The organism is Chitinophaga oryzae, assembly GCF_012516375.2.
GTDB classification, from domain to species: Bacteria; Bacteroidota; Bacteroidia; order Chitinophagales; family Chitinophagaceae; genus Chitinophaga; species Chitinophaga oryzae.
Genome location: NZ_CP051204.2, coordinates 7,207,405 through 7,223,435, shown reverse-complemented (window position 1 = coordinate 7,223,435; position 16,031 = coordinate 7,207,405). Strand labels below are relative to the sequence as shown.

At 52.7% G+C, this 16,031-nt stretch carries 12 protein-coding genes; 11 read left to right on the top strand and 1 reads right to left on the bottom strand.

What is annotated here, in order from left to right; all coding sequences use genetic code 11:
* Positions 1 to 15 precede the first annotated feature (15 nt).
* The 5 genes from HF324_RS28560 (at position 16) to HF324_RS28540 (ending at position 5,407) form a co-directional block, all read left to right on the top strand.
* Positions 16 to 1,020: a PorP/SprF family type IX secretion system membrane protein gene (locus HF324_RS28560; protein ID WP_168861416.1), complete on the top strand. Its 1,005-nt coding sequence runs from the start codon at positions 16 to 18 to the stop codon at positions 1,018 to 1,020.
* A gap of 27 nt (positions 1,021 to 1,047) precedes the next feature.
* Positions 1,048 to 3,039, top strand: a complete 1,992-nt coding sequence (locus tag HF324_RS28555) for an OmpA family protein (RefSeq protein ID WP_168861415.1) — start codon at positions 1,048 to 1,050, stop codon at positions 3,037 to 3,039.
* Positions 3,040 to 3,073: 34 nt separating this feature from the next.
* Positions 3,074 to 4,102: a PorP/SprF family type IX secretion system membrane protein gene (locus HF324_RS28550; RefSeq protein WP_168806670.1), complete on the top strand. Its 1,029-nt coding sequence runs from the start codon at positions 3,074 to 3,076 to the stop codon at positions 4,100 to 4,102.
* Between the two features lie 38 nt (positions 4,103 to 4,140).
* A complete protein-coding gene (locus HF324_RS28545) occupies positions 4,141 to 4,731 on the top strand; it encodes a collagen-like triple helix repeat-containing protein (protein ID WP_168806668.1) in 591 nt (196 codons plus the stop codon).
* Between the two features lie 97 nt (positions 4,732 to 4,828).
* On the top strand, positions 4,829 to 5,407 hold the full coding sequence (locus tag HF324_RS28540) for an RNA polymerase sigma factor (protein WP_168806666.1): 579 nt from the start codon (positions 4,829 to 4,831) through the stop codon (positions 5,405 to 5,407).
* Positions 5,408 to 5,438: 31 nt separating this feature from the next.
* Here HF324_RS28540 and HF324_RS28535 read toward each other — a convergent pair whose 3' ends face one another.
* Complete coding sequence (locus HF324_RS28535) at positions 5,439 to 6,416, bottom strand: virulence RhuM family protein/type II toxin-antitoxin system death-on-curing family toxin (RefSeq protein ID WP_246269312.1); 978 nt, start codon at positions 6,414 to 6,416, stop codon at positions 5,439 to 5,441.
* A gap of 496 nt (positions 6,417 to 6,912) precedes the next feature.
* Between HF324_RS28535 and rhaT the strand changes: the two genes are divergently transcribed.
* The 6 genes from rhaT (at position 6,913) to HF324_RS28505 (ending at position 15,955) form a co-directional block, all read left to right on the top strand.
* Entirely contained in the window at positions 6,913 to 7,968 is a 1,056-nt protein-coding gene (gene rhaT / locus HF324_RS28530; RefSeq protein ID WP_168806662.1) for an L-rhamnose/proton symporter RhaT, read from the top strand.
* Positions 7,969 to 7,976: 8 nt separating this feature from the next.
* Positions 7,977 to 10,097: a bifunctional aldolase/short-chain dehydrogenase gene (locus HF324_RS28525; RefSeq protein WP_168806660.1), complete on the top strand. Its 2,121-nt coding sequence runs from the start codon at positions 7,977 to 7,979 to the stop codon at positions 10,095 to 10,097.
* A gap of 15 nt (positions 10,098 to 10,112) precedes the next feature.
* The gene (locus HF324_RS28520; RefSeq protein WP_168861414.1) at positions 10,113 to 11,387 is read left to right on the top strand and encodes a sugar isomerase; all 1,275 of its coding nucleotides are present in this window, start codon (positions 10,113 to 10,115) and stop codon (positions 11,385 to 11,387) included.
* Positions 11,388 to 11,416: 29 nt separating this feature from the next.
* Complete coding sequence (locus tag HF324_RS28515) at positions 11,417 to 12,748, top strand: FGGY-family carbohydrate kinase (RefSeq protein ID WP_168806655.1); 1,332 nt, start codon at positions 11,417 to 11,419, stop codon at positions 12,746 to 12,748.
* A gap of 3 nt (positions 12,749 to 12,751) precedes the next feature.
* Entirely contained in the window at positions 12,752 to 13,783 is a 1,032-nt protein-coding gene (locus HF324_RS28510; RefSeq protein WP_168806653.1) for a GntR family transcriptional regulator, read from the top strand.
* Between the two features lie 183 nt (positions 13,784 to 13,966).
* On the top strand, positions 13,967 to 15,955 hold the full coding sequence (locus tag HF324_RS28505) for an NHL repeat-containing protein (RefSeq protein WP_168861413.1): 1,989 nt from the start codon (positions 13,967 to 13,969) through the stop codon (positions 15,953 to 15,955).
* The last annotated feature ends 76 nt before the right edge of the window (positions 15,956 to 16,031 follow it).

Genomic DNA, 16,031 nt, shown 5'->3' with positions numbered 1-16,031 from the left:
AAACACGGACACAAAATGAGAATAAAAATTGCAACATGGCTCATGTCAGTGACAGCCCTCTTCGCCTGCTCCAGGGCGATGGCCCAGGCTGACCCGCATTTCTCGCAGTACTATACCTATCCGTCGTGGCTCAACCCGGCGCTGACCGGCGCTTTTGACGGAGACTACCGGATAGCTGCGATATACCGCACGCAATGGGGAAATATCAGCCCGTTTAAAACATACGGTATCACGGCCGAAGTGCCGACCGCCAAAAATATCAACTTCGGCGCCAGTGTGCTGAACCAGGCTGCCGGTGATGGCGGGTACAACTATACCACCGGTTATATAAGCGCCGCTTACACCGGTGTGAAGCTGGACGCCGCGCATTATCACCAGCTCAACTTCGGGCTGCAGCTGGGGTTTATCCAGCGCCGTTTCGATCCTTCCAAGCTCACCTTCGGTGAGCAGTGGAACCCGGTAACCGGTTATAACCCCGGTAACCCGGTGACGGACGTGCTCACCCGGACATCCTCGCTTTCTTTTGATGCCGGCGCCGGCGCACTCTATTACGACGCCACGCCCGGTAAGAAGTTCAATATCTACGGCGGTTTTTCCGTAATACATCTCACCCGCCCGCAGGACCAGTTCGCTGCTGCCGGTGATGCCCGTTTCCCGATGCGCTTTAATGTGCATGGTGGTGTGAAGCTAACGTTGTCGGATATCCTGAGTATTACGCCCAACTTCCTGTTTATGGCACAGGGACCGGCACAGGAGAAAATGATCGGCGCCTATGGACAGCTGAAAGCGGCGCCCGAAACGGATTTTCTGCTGGGCCTGAACTATCGCTTAAAAGATGCCTTCACCACCCATGCCGGTTTTATTTACAAGAGCATGATGCTGGGTGTGAGCTATGATATCAATACCTCAGACCTGAGCAAGATGGCCCGCGGTTCCAACAGCTTCGAAGTGTCGCTCACTTTTATCGGACGGAGGAAAGTGAAGACACCGGAAGTGGAATTTGTATGCCCGCGTTTGTAATTCATCTCTACATGTAACAGACATCTCATGAAAAAAATATTATTTACCGCATCCGTTTTACTGGCCGCTATGACACTACAGGCGCAGTTTACCTACGATTACCTGAAAGCGGCCGATCAATACTATAAAAAGGAAGACTATAGTTCGGCGGTGCAGTATTATGAAAAATACCTCGGCACCCGGAACAAATCTTTCCGGCAGGACTCCTATAAACCTTATGCGGCGGTGAATGCCAGCCGTAGAACGACGGTGCCGGTAAGCAGCGCGCAGCAGGCGGTATACAAACTGGCGGAGAGCTACCGCAACCTGCATAACTACGAGAAGGCGGCGCCGCATTACGAAGCGGCGCTCGAAGCCGACGCGAAAAATTTCCCGCTGGCAGCCTATTATTATGCTGTTTCCCTCCGTGCCCTCGGTAAATATGAAGACGCAGAGAAAGCGTTCCGCAATTTTCTGCAGGGCTACGGCTCCAAAGATGGTTACAGTGCAGCTGCCGAACGGGAAGTGAATAACCTCGCATTTGTCAATGCTCAATTGAAACGGTCTGACCTTTCCCTCTATGAAATACGCAAAGCGCCGGCGGCACTGAATACCACCGGCGCCAGCTACGCGCCGCTATGGACGGCCGATGGTGCGTTGCTGTTTACCTCCACCCGTCCGGACCCTGCCAAAAACAAAGGTTTCGTCAACAGGGTGTACACCGCCGATTATACAGACGGACAGGCTGCCAATATTAAACTGCTGCCGGTGGCTCAGCCTGAATCCCTGCACCAGGGAGCTGTCAGCATCACGCCCGACGGGCAGCAGTTGTTTCTTACCCGCTGGCAGATAGATCATGGTAAAAAAGTTACTTCCCTCTGGGTGTCCCGTAAAAGCGGCGACGGCTGGAGCGAGCCGGTAGCGCTGGATGCGGTGATCAATGTGCCGGGCAGCAATACACAGCAGCCTTTTGTATTGCCTGACGGCAAACACCTGCTGTATTCCAGCGACCGCCCCGGCGGCCAGGGAGGGTTTGACCTGTGGTACGCCACCCTGGATGAAACCGGCAAGCCTGTGAGCACCGCTAATCTCGGTGAGGTGATCAATACGGCGGATAATGAACAGGCGCCCTACTATCATGCGGCTACCCGCACGCTGGTGTTTTCTACCGATGGAAGGACCGGCATGGGCGGCTATGATTTCTTTAGCAGCAAAGGAGAGCCGGGCAACTTTCAGGCGCCGGTGAATATGGGCTATCCGGTCAACTCCGTTAAAGATGACATTTATTTCGCCAGCAGGAGCAACAACCGTAATCTGCTCGACGATGTGCTGCTGGGTACAGACAGGGCGGCGGAATGTTGCCTCGAACTTTTCTTCCTGCATAAAACCCGTCCTGCGCGGCAGCTGAGCGGTGTTGTAGTGGCGTGTAACAGTAACACGCCTGTAGCGGGAGCAGAAGTGCGTATCATCGATACCGTTAGCCACCAGGTGGTCACCACCCGCAGCACCGGCGCCGATGGCAGCTATGCCTTTACGCTGGATGAATATCAACCGCTGGTAGCCATTGCTAACGCCGTGGGTTATACGCAGGGAACGCAACATATCGACCTGCCGCAAAATGAAGATACCGCCGCTATTACCGCGCCGGCGCTGTGCCTTACCCCAATTGTGACGCCACCGTCGCCGGTAACGCTTGAAAATGTGTACTACGACTATGATAAAGCCACGTTGAAACCCGAATCCTCTGCGTCGCTGGATAAACTGGTAACACTACTGCAGGAGAACCCCGAAATGGAGATTGAACTGGCGGCCCATACCGACAGCAAAGGTGGCAAACGCTACAACCAAAGGTTGTCTGAAGCACGCGCCAAAAGTTGCGTAGACTATCTCGTGGAAAAAGGAATCGAGGCGCGCCGCCTCACCTACAAAGGTTATGGCGCCACCATGCCGATAGCGCCGAATACGCTGCCGGATGGATCTGACAACCCGGAAGGAAGACAGCAGAACAGAAGGACCATCTTCACGATACTGAAGAAATAGGAGCGGGCCTGTTTTTAACCTAAAACATTGAGTCATGAAAAAGTTTGTGTTAACTGGTCTGATAGGATTGATGGCGATGTGGGTGCAGGCACAGCAACAGCCGCACTACACACAGTATATCATGAATCCTTTCATCATCAATCCTGCTGTGGCAGGAATAGAAAACTACTGGGACCTGCGCCTGAGCCACCGGCATCAATGGGCGGGATTGAATGGTGCGCCGGTGACCACCTACCTGACGGTGCACGGGCCGTTGCGCAAATCGGATTACAGCAGTGCTTCGCCTACAGGTTTTGAGATGCAGGGAGAAAACCCGCGGGGCAAAGCCTACTGGCGCGACTATACGACACCTCCGCCGCACCCCGGCGCAGGCCTGACCATCCTGAATGACAAGGCCGGCCCGCTCAACCGCTTCGCCATCAGCGCCGCTTATGCGCATCATATCAACCTGTCGCCCACGATGAGCCTGAGTGCCGGTTTGTCGCTCGGTATGCAGCAGGTGAGCCTCGATGCCGGCAAGGTAGGTTTCCTGGACCCTAACGATCCCGCCATCAACGGCACGGGTATCCTGAACCGCTGGCGCCCGGACATCGGCGCTGGCCTGTGGCTGTATGCCGCTGATTTCTTTGCGGGGGCTTCCGCACAGAATATCATCCCGCAGAAAATCGGTTTCGATAACGGCAAGCTGGCGGGCGACAGCCTGTACCAGGGGAAGCTGGTGCCACACCTCTTCTTCACGACAGGTTACCGCTTATGGATCAACGATGATATCAACGTGCTGCCTTCTGTGATGGTGAAGTTCATTACGGCTATGCCGGTAAGCGTGGATGTTAATGCGCGCATGATGTTCCGCGACCGTTTCTGGGCCGGGGCGTCATATCGCCTGCATGACGGCGTGGCGGGCATGTTCGGGGTGAACATCAATTCCACTTTCAATATCGGTTACTCGTATGACTATACGGCGTCGACGCTGAACACTGTCAGCAAGGGATCGCATGAGATCATGATCGGATTCCTGCTGGGAAACAAATACGGGGACACCTGTCCGCGGAATGTATGGTAGAAATATCAATCAAAATAAACACTTAAACTCAAATTGTAATGATGAAACAAGTATTGCGCTGCATGCCCTATGCACTTATTCTTTCTGTTGTAGTATGCTTCATGTCCTGCTCTAAAGACGGTCCGCAGGGGCCTGCCGGTCCTGCCGGTTCCAATGGCACACAGGGCCCGCAGGGCCCTAAAGGTGATCCGGGCGATCCGGGATCTGCCAACGTTATTTATTCCGGCTGGCTGGATGTTCGTTTTCAGGGCGCGCAGACAGTGACCAATCCTGATGGCACGGTAGACACGGTGTTGTACGCTGCCGCTATCAATGCACCTAAACTGGATTCTGCCGTATTGGCCAATGCGCTGGTGAACGTGTATATCAATCTCGGGACGGCTTCCCAGCAGAGCATCGTGCTGTTGCCCTACACCGATGAGTTTGGCACGCTGATCCGTTACGTGGCTGCTTCCAAATCCATCAATCTTATTTCCAATGGTAATCCCAGTACCCAGACAACTACCGCTGGTAAACGTTATCAGTACCGTTACGTGATCGTGCCGGGTGGCGTGTCTGCCCGTTCCGCCGGCAGTCTGGACTGGAAAAATTATAGCCAGGTTCGGCAGGCGCTGAACCTGCAAGACTAGGTTATTTACTCATAGCCTCCAGCATATAGAAACTATGGTCTCCCTGTCGAGGGAGACCGTTTCCTGAACCTATTTTTTTAACGCTTGAAACCTGTGTATGAACAAGTATTCTGATTTTACCGACCACGAGTTGATTCGCCTGTACGTAGACGGCGATAACCATGCGTTCACCACGCTGGTACATCGTCATAAAAACAGATTATATACCACTATCGTGCTGCTGGTACGCAACCGCGATCTGGCAGAAGATATTTTTCAGGAAGTATTCATCAAGATTGTCAACGCCCTGCATAGCGGGCAATATGCCGACAACAACCGTTTCCTGGCCTGGGCGGTACGGATTGCCCACAACTGCTGTATCAGCCATTTCCGTAAAGCCAGCGCCTGGGGTAAAACGATGGTAGCTCCCTATAATGATGAGATGGGTGACAGCCTGGACCTGATGGAACACAGCGCCGAACATCACCTGATCACGCATGAGACCAACCAGGAGATCGGCGCTATGCTGGACCAGCTGCCGCCGGTGCAGCGCGAAGCGGTGATCTTGCGATATTATGCAGACCTGAGTTACAAAGAGATGGCCCAAACGATTGGTATCAGTATCAATACCGCCTTAGGCAGGGTACGTTACGCGATCATGAACCTGCGGAAACAGATGTTGGTGGAAGGGGAGTAATTGTCCAAATACAGATATATATAAGAGAAAGCTAGTTCAAAATATTGATGAGGTTAACCACTACTTTGATCATCATGTCCATCTCGTCCGCTTTACTTTCTGCAATCATTAATGTCAATGCTACGAGTGCATTGTCTGCAATACGCTTTGAACCATCGGGCTTGTAAAGCAGATTGTTTTTCTCCATAAACCATATGAAGAGAAAAGCAGCAATCCGTTTGTTGCCATCTGAAAAAGAATGGTTTTTAATTACAAAATATAACAGGTGCGCTGCTTTTTCTTCAATGCTGGGATATAGTTCCTTGCCATCGAAGGTTTGATAGATGGTAGTCAGTGAGCTGCGAAATGAATCATCTTTCTCGTTACCAAATAAACTGCTGCCTCCAAACTTGTCTTTCAGGCCGTGAATCGCTTCCATGGCGGTTGAGTAGGTGATCTGAAAGATAGCATTAGTAGTAGTTTCCGCTATAGCGAGTTGTTGATGGTCGTATTTGTCTAATACGTCCAATGCATAGGCATAGTCAGTTAAGACCCTCAACAGACCGGTTGCTTCGTCAGCTTGCAGGGGCTGACTTTCCATTACGTTCCCCAATAGCCGGATGGTGTTTTTGAGCGACGTCAGTTGCTCGCTCTGTTCTTTCAGCCGTTGCTCGTTCAAGGCATAGCCTTGTACCAGATAATCTTTAAGCACCTTGTTGGCCCAGATCCTGAATTGGGTGCCTCGACGTGATTTAACACGATAACCTACTGAAATGACGACGTCAAGAGAGTAAAAATTGGTTTGTTTGGTTACTTGTCGGGTGCCTTCCGCTCGTGTAATCAATGATTCTTTGATTGTAGCGGTTTTTTCTAATTCTTCCTCCTTGTAAATGTTGTTGATGTGAAGGCTAATGTTTTGTTTAGTTTGTTGAAATAACTCAACCATCTGAACCTGAGTAAGCCATATTGTGTCATCTTCCAGTTTGACATCAATAGACGTTTGTCCATCCTGTGTTTGATAGATAAGCATATGTTTGTTGTTTAATGACGAAAGATGAACCATGTGCTTATTTTTTATGAACATGAGTTATATGGTGCATTTCTGCAAAGTAATTTTGTTTTGACAAATCGACCATATTTTACTCTGCTTTTAGCAACATGTTTACTTTTGTTGTATTTAATTTATTGGTTTTTAATTTCTTATGCGAGCTGTCAAGGATTACTTGACAGCTCGATTTGAAAGTTTTCCTGCGTTTACGTTTTTACCAGCGGACAAACATTATCCGGTTGTTTTTGTTAATATTCCGCAATATCCGTCAATCCATTTCCTTAAATGTTAACCACTTGTAAATGATCGAAAACCGATCCAGGTGATCCTCCGGGGATCATTTTTTTGAAAATTGCAGTATTGTGTAAAAAGGCCGGAATGTAGTGCCACAGTGAATTTATACCGCCCCATAACAGTCCATGACAGCCCGGCCCGCTGATTTATCTACTTTAGTAAAAAACAGATACAAAAATTCCACATGGCTGTAATCGCAGGTATTATATTCCACTTCATAGGCGGCTTCGCCTCGGGCAGTTTCTACATGCCCTTCAAGAAAGTAAAAGGCTGGCAATGGGAATCGTATTGGCTCGCCGGCGGCCTGTTCTCCTGGCTGATAGCACCCCCGTTAGCGGCATGGCTCACCCTGCCGGGGTTCGCTGAACTGATAGCGCAGGCGTCCTGGAGCACACTGGGAGCCACCTATATGTTCGGGCTCCTCTGGGGCATCGGCGGCCTCACCTATGGGCTGGGCATCCGTTACCTGGGCATGTCGCTCGGTAACTCGGTGATGCTGGGCTGCTGCTCGCTGTTCGGCGCACTGGTGCCGGCAATATACTATAACATAGCGCCTGCGGCCGGGAAAACATCGTTGTCGGACATGATCGGCAGTACCTGGGGGCAGGTGGTATTGGCAGGCATGCTGGTATGCCTCGTGGGCATCTGTATCTGCGGCAAAGCAGGCATGATGAAGGAAAAGGAACTGCCGGAAGAAGAAAAGAAAAAAGCGGTGGCAGAGTTTAATGTGATAAAGGGACTGATAGTAGGCGTCATCTCGGGCATTCTCAGTTCCTGCTTTGTATACGGCATAGAGGCGGGAAAGAGCATGGCGGAGATGGCGGTGGCACGCGGACTTGAACCTTTATACCAGAACAACGTTACCTATGTGGTGCTCCTTTGGGGCGGCCTTACCACCAACCTGGTATGGTGCCTGCTGCTGAATGTACGCAACCGCTCCTATAAGGATTATACGGATAAAAAGACCCCGCTGGCGGCCAACTACTTTTTCTCTGCGCTGGCGGGGGTGACCTGGTTCCTGCAGTTTTTCTTTTATGGCATGGGTGAAAGCAAACTGGGCAACGGCGCCAGCTCCTGGATACTGCACATGGCTTTTATCATCCTGATCGCTAACCTGTGGGGACTGGTACTGAAAGAGTGGAAAGGCGTCAGCACAAAAGCCAAAGCTACCATCATCGCCGGTAATCTCACTATCCTCCTTTCTGTATTAATCGTTGGTTACGGAAATTCTCTTAAATAAATATTTGTATGTCGCTGGAAAGAACACAGTTTAAAAATGTCAGTTATTTATGGGATGAAGCTACAGCGGCGGCTATGGCCGGCGATGAGGTAGCGCTGCTGATATACCGCTCCAATCTGCTGGGCGCCGATCTGCGCCTCACCAATTACGGCGGCGGCAACACTTCCTGTAAAGCCGTGGTGCCGGACCCGCTCACCGGCAGCAAAACGGAAGTCATGTGGGTGAAGGGCTCCGGCGGCGACCTCGGCACCCTGAAACGCAACGGCCTCGCGGCGTTATATACTGACCGCCTCCGCAACCTGGAGAACGTATACCGCGGCATCGCCTTTGAAGACGAGATGGTGGAGCTGTTCAACCTCTGTTTGTATGATCCTGCCTCCCGGCCTCCATCCATCGATACCCCGCTGCATGCGTTCCTGCCCTTCAAACATATCGACCACCTGCACCCCGATGCGGTGATTGCGATCGCTGCCGCGAAAAACGGGCAACAGATCACGCAGGAACTGTTCGGAGGCGCCATCGGATGGGTGCCCTGGCAGCGCCCTGGCTTCGACCTGGGACTGCAGCTACGGAAATGCCTGCACGACAACCCGGGGATCCGGGGCATCATTCTCGGCTCCCACGGCCTCTTTACCTGGGGCGATACGGCGTATGAATGTTACCTGAACACACTGGAGGTGATCGACAAAGCGGCGGATTATATCGATGCGAAAGTAGCGCAGCAACCTGCCGTATTCGGTGGCCGCGCGATACCGGAACTGCCGGCGGAACAACGCCACAGCCAGGCCGCCGCACTGGCTCCGGTATTGAGAGGCTTCGCGTCTTCTTACCAGTCGATGGTCGGCCATTTTACGGACGCGCCGGACGTGATGGAATTCATCAACGCGAAAGACCTGCACCGCCTGGCGCCCATGGGCACCAGTTGCCCCGACCATTTCCTGCGGACGAAAATCTCCCCCCTCGTGCTGGACCTCGCCCCGGAGGAGGACCTCCATGACCTGCCGGCCATAAAGAACAGGATAGCTCCCCTGTTTGAAGCCTACCGTCGCATGTACGCGGAATATTATCAGCAGTGCAAACATGATAACAGCCCCGCTATGCGCGATCCCAACCCGGTCGTGATACTGTGGCCCGGCGTCGGCATGTTCTCCTTCGCCAAAGACAAACAGACAGCCCGCGTGGCCGCTGAATTTTATATCAACGCTATCCATGTAATGCGTGGATCTGAAGCAATTTCTGAGTATATTTCGTTACCAAGGCAGGAAGCTTTCAATATAGAATACTGGTTGCTGGAAGAAGCCAAACTGCAACGGATGCCGAAGCCCAAAGCGCTCAGCGGCCGTGTGGCTCTGGTGACCGGCAGCGCCGGCGGCATCGGTAAAGCCATCGCCCGCAAGTTTGTGGCGGAAGGCGCCGTGGTAGTGATCAGCGATAACGATGAAGCCCGCCTGCAGAACGCAGGCCGCGAATTTGAACAGCAGGTCGGTAAAGACGCATTTGCGGCCGCACTGCTCGACGTTACCCGCCCGGCCACCATCCATCAGGCTTTCGCTCAGGCGGCCCTCAGCTTCGGCGGGGTAGACCTGATCGTAAACTGCGCAGGCCTCTCTATCTCCAAACCGCTGGAAGCCCATACGGAGGCGGACTGGGACCTACTCTACGACGTGCTCGTAAAAGGACAGTTCCTCGTTACCCAGGCAGGCGTGGAAGTGATGAGAAAACAACAGCTCGGCGGCGACGTGATCAACATCGTCAGCAAAAACGCCCTCATGAGCGGCCCGGATAATGCCGCCTATGGCTCGGCTAAAGCAGCGCAACTGCACCTTAGCAGGCTCAACGCAGCAGAACTGGGGAAAGATCGTATACGCGTCAACGTTGTCAACCCGGATGCGGTCATCTCCGATAGTAAAATATGGGAAGGCGCCTGGGCGGAAGGCCGCGCCAAAGCATACGGCATCACCGTAGCCGAACTGCCCGCCTTCTATGCCAAACGTACCCTGCTGAATGAGATCATCCTGCCGGAAGATATCGCCAACGCGTGCTTCGCCCTGGCCGGAGGCCTCCTTCACAAGTCCACCGGCAACGTACTCAACGTGGATGGCGGTATCGCCGCCGCTTTTGTCAGATAACAAAAAACCGTTTGTATGCAGATAGACCAACATCGGATCACGGCCTGTAACGAGCCCCTCACGGCGGCGCACCAACGCCGGCTTCAATTTCTCCGGCAGGAAATACCACATACGGAAGAGATCATCGGTAAACTGACCGCTTTCCAGGTAGCTATCCCCAGCTGGGCGCTGGGCACCGGCGGCACCCGCTTCGGCCGCTTCCCCGGCGGCGGGGAGCCCCGCTCGCTGGAAGAAAAACTGGAAGACATCGGCCTCCTGCACGCGCTCAACCGCGGCAGCGGCGCGGTATCCCTGCATATCCCCTGGGACATTCCCTCCAATGCGGCACATATACGCGCCGTAGCCTCCCAGCTGGGACTGCAGTTCGATGCCATGAATTCCAATACCTTCCAGGACCAGCCCGGCCAGGAACACAGCTATAAATTCGGCTCTCTCTCCCATACGGACAAGGCTACACGTCAACAGGCGATAGCCCATAACCTGGAAGTAATGCATTATGGCCGGGAACTGGGCTCCAAAGCACTCACCATCTGGCTGAGCGATGGCTCCTGCTTCCCCGGCCAGCTGAATTTCCGCCGCGCTTTCGACCATGCGCTGGAAAGCTTTGGCGAAATTTACCACGCATTGCCGGATGACTGGAAACTATTCATCGAATACAAAGCTTTTGAACCTAACTTTTATTCCACTACCGTGGGCGACTGGGGCCAGTCGCTGCTGTATGCTTCCAGGCTGGGGCCTAAAGCCTTTACCCTCGTAGACCTGGGGCATCATCTGCCCAACGCCAACATCGAACAGATCGTAGCGCTGCTGCTCCGCGAAGGCAAACTGGGCGGCTTCCATTTCAACGATTCCAAATATGGGGACGACGACCTTACCGTTGGCTGCATCCGCCCTTATCAGCTGTTTCTCATCTTCAACGAACTGATAGACGGTATGGACGCCCGCCACATGGAACACGCCACCGGCCTGGGCTGGATGATCGATGCCAGTCATAATGTGAAAGACCCGCTGGAAGACCTGCTGCAATCCGTGGAGGCCATCCGCATCGCTTATGCACAGGCGCTGCTGGTAGACCGCGACCGGCTCACGGCCGCACAAAACAACAACGATACCGTACTGGCGCAGGAAATACTGCAACATGCTTTCCGTACGGATGTGCGCCCCCTCATAGCAGAAGCCCGCCTCCGCACCGGTGGCGCGCTGGACCCGCTGGCGGTTTTCAGAAAAGAAAAAGTACGCGATCAGCTGGTCGGTGAGAGAGGTAAAACCACCATCGCTACCGGGCTGTAATCACAGCCCGACGCCTAAATAAATTCCACATGCCCGTTCCCGTTATAGCTGTTTTTGATATAGGCAAAACGAATAAAAAACTGTTGCTGCTCAATGAACAATACCATATTGTCTTTGAGCAGCAAACCTGTATGCAGGAGACTACCGATGATACAGGCGATCCCTGCGAAGACCTGCCGCTGCTGATAAATAATATGCGTCAACAGCTGGCTGCTGTGCTGACGATGACGGACGTTGAAATAAAAGCCGTCAATGTGTCCGCCTATGGCGCCAGTCTTGTATATATCGATGAAAATGGCGAGCCCGCCGGCCCGCTGTACAATTACCTGAAGCCATACCCGGAAGAGCTGTCGGCCCGCTTCTACAGCTCCTCCGGCCACCGGGAGCAGTTCTCCCACCAGACAGCCTCGCCGGCCCTCGGCAGCCTCAATGCCGGTCTGCAGCTCTATCGCGTAAAGCACCAGTTGCCCTCACTGTATAACCGTACCCGTTATGTGCTGCATCTGCCGCAGTTCCTGAGCTACCTGTTTTCCCACGAGCCGTTTTCGGAGATGACCAGCATAGGTTGCCATACCGGTCTCTGGGACTTTGCCGGACAACAGTATCATCCGTGGGTAAGCCGGGAAGGGTGGCTCGGCAAGTTGCCGCCGATAGCGCCCACCCATCACACTACGCAGGTACAGCTGGGGGATAAAACCGTACAGGCAGGCATCGGCATACATGACAGCTCCGCTGCACTGGTCCCTTACCTGCTGCAGTTCCGGGAGCCTTTTATATTGCTGTCTACCGGCACCTGGTGCATCAGTATGAATCCGTTTAACCACGAACCGCTCACCACGGAAGAGCTGCAGCAGGACTGTCTGTGTTATCTCCGTTATGACGGCCGCCCGGTGAAGTCGTCGCGTTTGTTTGCCGGGCATGCCCACGAAATGGCGGTGCAGCAGATCGCGGCATTTTTCGGGGAAGACCCGCAGCATTTTAAAGAACTGCCGTACGATCCGCAGATAGCCGCACGGTTAGCATCCTCACCGGAATTTAGTATTTTGGCGCTGTCGCGTTATGAAAACAGCAGCACCGCCTATCACCACCTGGTCCTATCGCTGGTGAAACAGCAATACCACGCCACGCGGTTGGTGATGGGCCATACGGCGGTGCGGCGGCTGTTCGTGGACGGCGGCTTTGCCCGTAATAACATCTACATGCACCTCCTGGCCAAAGCCTTCCCGGAGATGGAAGTGTACGCCGCCACAGTATCCCAGGCCTCCGCTGTGGGCGCCGCGCTGGTGATACACGACAGCTGGAATACCGGACCGGTGCCCGTTCACCTGGTACAACTGAAACGCTACGCCGAAACTTTGTAAGCTATGAAAGCACCAAGACTAATAGACCTGATTGTGATAGATGAGTACTCGGCCACACCGAAATACCTGCAGCTGGCCAACTCTATCCTGAAAGGGCTGGAGAACGGGCAGATCCAACCTGCAGACGTGTTGCCTTCTATCAATGAACTGAGCTTTGAACTCGACATCTCACGGGATACGGCGGAGAAAGGATACCGCTATCTTAAAAAAGCCGGCGTGCTGGGCTCTGTGCCCGGTAAAGGATATTTTATCCCGGATAGTGAAGTGCCCGCCATCCCGCGTATATTCCTGCTGTTCAATAAACTGAGCGCACACAAAAAAATTGTGTACGATGCGTTTATGGCAGCGCTCGGAAACCAGGTGGTAGTGGACTTTTATATTTACAACAATGACTACACGTTGTTTAAAAAGCTGCTGACCAATAAAAGGGAAGATTATTCTTATTATGTCATCATCCCCCATTTTACAGAAAGAGGGGAGAAGGCGCACGCGATCATCAACACATTACCCAAAGACAAACTGGTGATCCTGGATAAAAAAGTAGATGGCATCACCGGCGATTTTGGCGCGGTGTATGAAAATTTTGAAGAAGATATCTATAATGCCCTGCGGGAGGCGCGTCCGGCGTTAAGCAAATATCATACGCTGAAGATCATCTTCCCGGATGATTGTTATATCCCGTCGGAACTGCTGACCGGCTTTACCCGCTTTTGCCAGGATTACGCCTTCTCTTACAAGATCCTGCACGACGCTGCCGACGAACCAATTGATGCGGGTGAAGTGTATATAACACTGATGGAAGACGACCTGGTAAAGCTGATAGAAAGGATCAATGCCTTATCGTTGACCGTAGGTGAACAGGTGGGCGTTATTTCCTACAACGAAACACCGCTGAAAAGAATCATCCTGAATGGCATCACCACTATCTCCACTGATTTCCAGAAGATGGGAGAACTGGCTGCCCGCGTGGTGCTGGAACGTTCGGTGGCGCATATGGAAGTGCCTTTCCGGCTCCGTTTAAGGGCTTCTCTATGATATTATAGTTTGCGTGTATATACGTAATCGAAGAATGCGTATTTACAGATCGCTTTTTATGTTGCTGAAGCTGTAATTTCGTATCGCAGTTTCCGGAAAACGCATACAGTTCACTTTACCCCAAAACCCCAAAACTACAAGGTACGCCTGTGCAATACCTCGTTGTGCTTAAACCCCAACATCATGAAAAAGTTAGCAGCAAGTCTGGCCGGCGCTATCGGTTCGCGCTACCTGAAAAACAGGAACCAGCTTATTTTCGTCGAATACGGCGGGTTCATCTCCACTATTGATCTCTCTCCTGCCGCCGCTACCATCGTATCCCAGGGGACCGTCGATATAAAAGGCACCTGGTCGTTTGACTGTGAAAGCGGTACCAATGTCGCCATGGGCGGCCCTGCCGATATCTGGTGGGAGCAGATTGACAGCGTTAAAAGGCAGATGGTGCCGCAAGGAACTGCCCGCATTGTCAATCTCGGCATAACGGATTTTAACCTCGTAACGGCAGCTTCCCTGCAATCCTACACCTACACCAGTACGCCCATCATCGGAAATAACGACGCCTCCAATAAGTTAGTCAACGGTGATGTCTTTTGCGTGAAAACCAAAGAAGGCAACTACTGCAAGTTAAAAGTGATCGCTTACGGTTACAATCTCAAGGTGCAGTGGGTGACCTACAAACTGAATCCCATCTACAAACGTATCGGCAGCGGCTATAACCAGCCGGAAGATATTGCGGTAACAGCCAATGAACAAACGGCTTACGTGACTGAACGTACCGGCAATATATTAAGAGTGAGCCTTGCCGCGGCCAACCGCGCATCAGCCACCGTAGTATGTTCCGGGCTGAATGCACCACAGCAGCTGTGGCTGGATGAAGCGCATATGCAGGCTTATGTGGTGGAATATGCCAATCCCGGTAACCTCGTACGCGTAGACTTGAATACCGGCGTCAAAACCGTGTTGTTCAGTGGTTTGCAATTTGCAGTAGGCATAACGCTCACCGCCGATCTTTCCGCTGCCTATGTCACAGAACAAGGCATCGGCGGTATTAGCCGCATCATATTGGCTACCCGCGCCAAAACACTCATCGCCGGCGGTTTAACCGCCCCCTTCTTCCTGACCTGGGCCGATAACACCGAAAGCAGGCTGCTGGTGGCTGAACGCGACCCGGCTAACCGGATCACTGCGGTAGATGTCACCAAAACAGCCGGCAACACGAACGTATTTATCGGGGGTACTGCTGCAAGGCCTTCCAGCATTGCGGTGATACAGCCCGGTAACTACTGCGTGTGCTGCAACGATGAAGTAGACCAGTACACCCTGACCGCCACCACCGGCAACTGGTTGTACAAAGGCATCGGTTACGTGCCCTGGAACCTCATTACTGCTGCAGGGAAGGCCGATACTACTTCACAACCCGCCTACCCGTTCCAGTTCCCGAAAGACTCTCCTTTCGGTGGTACCCTGCCGGTGAACATCGATCACTACAACGCCTGGAACAACAGCGTACGCTACTACAAAGTACTGATAGATGGCAGTCCGCGGTTTGATTCCTGGAATGATCTCCGCCTTAACCCGGTGAACGGACATTACGATATCATCGAGCTGCAAAAGCCTGATATCAGTGGTTTTTACAATATTCACAATCCGGCGTTGGTGTATTACAATCCGGATCTGGGTTGTTTGCTCAACAGCCTGTCTGTTCCCAACGGTGCGCATACGCTCCGGCTGGAGTTCTATGACGCCGCGCATGTGCTGCTGTCTTCCATGAGTAACGCGCTGCTGGTGAATAACGATCAGTGTGTGGCCAGCATGGATATACCACTGTTGAATACTACGCCGGCCGATCCGAATTGCGGTTACCTGAAATACACCAATACGGCGGATATCGTGAAGCTGCACTGGACAGCTTCGCACCCGCAGGGATTTGCCACCTGGTCTTTTGGTATCATCAAAGGGGCTCACGGTTATTTTGGCAGCTCCGGAGCTTTATTCCCGGCTACATCGCATACAGAAACCTTCACCAAAAGTGTGGCGGATATGCTGGGCGCCTGCCCGGGCGTAGCGGCATTTGCGGAGTCGCTGTATGTAGCGTCAACAGTGATTAATGGCGTGGGTCGCCAAAGCCAGTATGATGCTTCGGCATCTATTGCTTTCTGCCTGGCACCGTGACTATTTGATTTACGGATTTTGGAATTTTTTGATGTTGGAATTTATTCACGAAGATCATATTTTGTTATACAATGCC

Bases quoted from the DNA above. Each gene is read 5' to 3' on its own strand.
- HF324_RS28560 (WP_168861416.1), top strand. From the start codon at position 16: ATGAGAATAAAAATTGCAACATGGCTCATGTCAGTGACAGCCCTCTTC.
- HF324_RS28555 (WP_168861415.1), top strand. From the start codon at position 1,048: ATGAAAAAAATATTATTTACCGCATCCGTTTTACTGGCCGCTATGACA.
- HF324_RS28550 (WP_168806670.1), top strand. From the start codon at position 3,074: ATGAAAAAGTTTGTGTTAACTGGTCTGATAGGATTGATGGCGATGTGG.
- HF324_RS28545 (WP_168806668.1), top strand. From the start codon at position 4,141: ATGATGAAACAAGTATTGCGCTGCATGCCCTATGCACTTATTCTTTCT.
- HF324_RS28540 (WP_168806666.1), top strand. From the start codon at position 4,829: ATGAACAAGTATTCTGATTTTACCGACCACGAGTTGATTCGCCTGTAC.
- HF324_RS28535 (WP_246269312.1), bottom strand. From the start codon at position 6,416: ATGCTTATCTATCAAACACAGGATGGACAAACGTCTATTGATGTCAAA.
- rhaT (WP_168806662.1), top strand. From the start codon at position 6,913: ATGGCTGTAATCGCAGGTATTATATTCCACTTCATAGGCGGCTTCGCC.
- HF324_RS28525 (WP_168806660.1), top strand. From the start codon at position 7,977: ATGTCGCTGGAAAGAACACAGTTTAAAAATGTCAGTTATTTATGGGAT.
- HF324_RS28520 (WP_168861414.1), top strand. From the start codon at position 10,113: ATGCAGATAGACCAACATCGGATCACGGCCTGTAACGAGCCCCTCACG.
- HF324_RS28515 (WP_168806655.1), top strand. From the start codon at position 11,417: ATGCCCGTTCCCGTTATAGCTGTTTTTGATATAGGCAAAACGAATAAA.
- HF324_RS28510 (WP_168806653.1), top strand. From the start codon at position 12,752: ATGAAAGCACCAAGACTAATAGACCTGATTGTGATAGATGAGTACTCG.
- HF324_RS28505 (WP_168861413.1), top strand. From the start codon at position 13,967: ATGAAAAAGTTAGCAGCAAGTCTGGCCGGCGCTATCGGTTCGCGCTAC.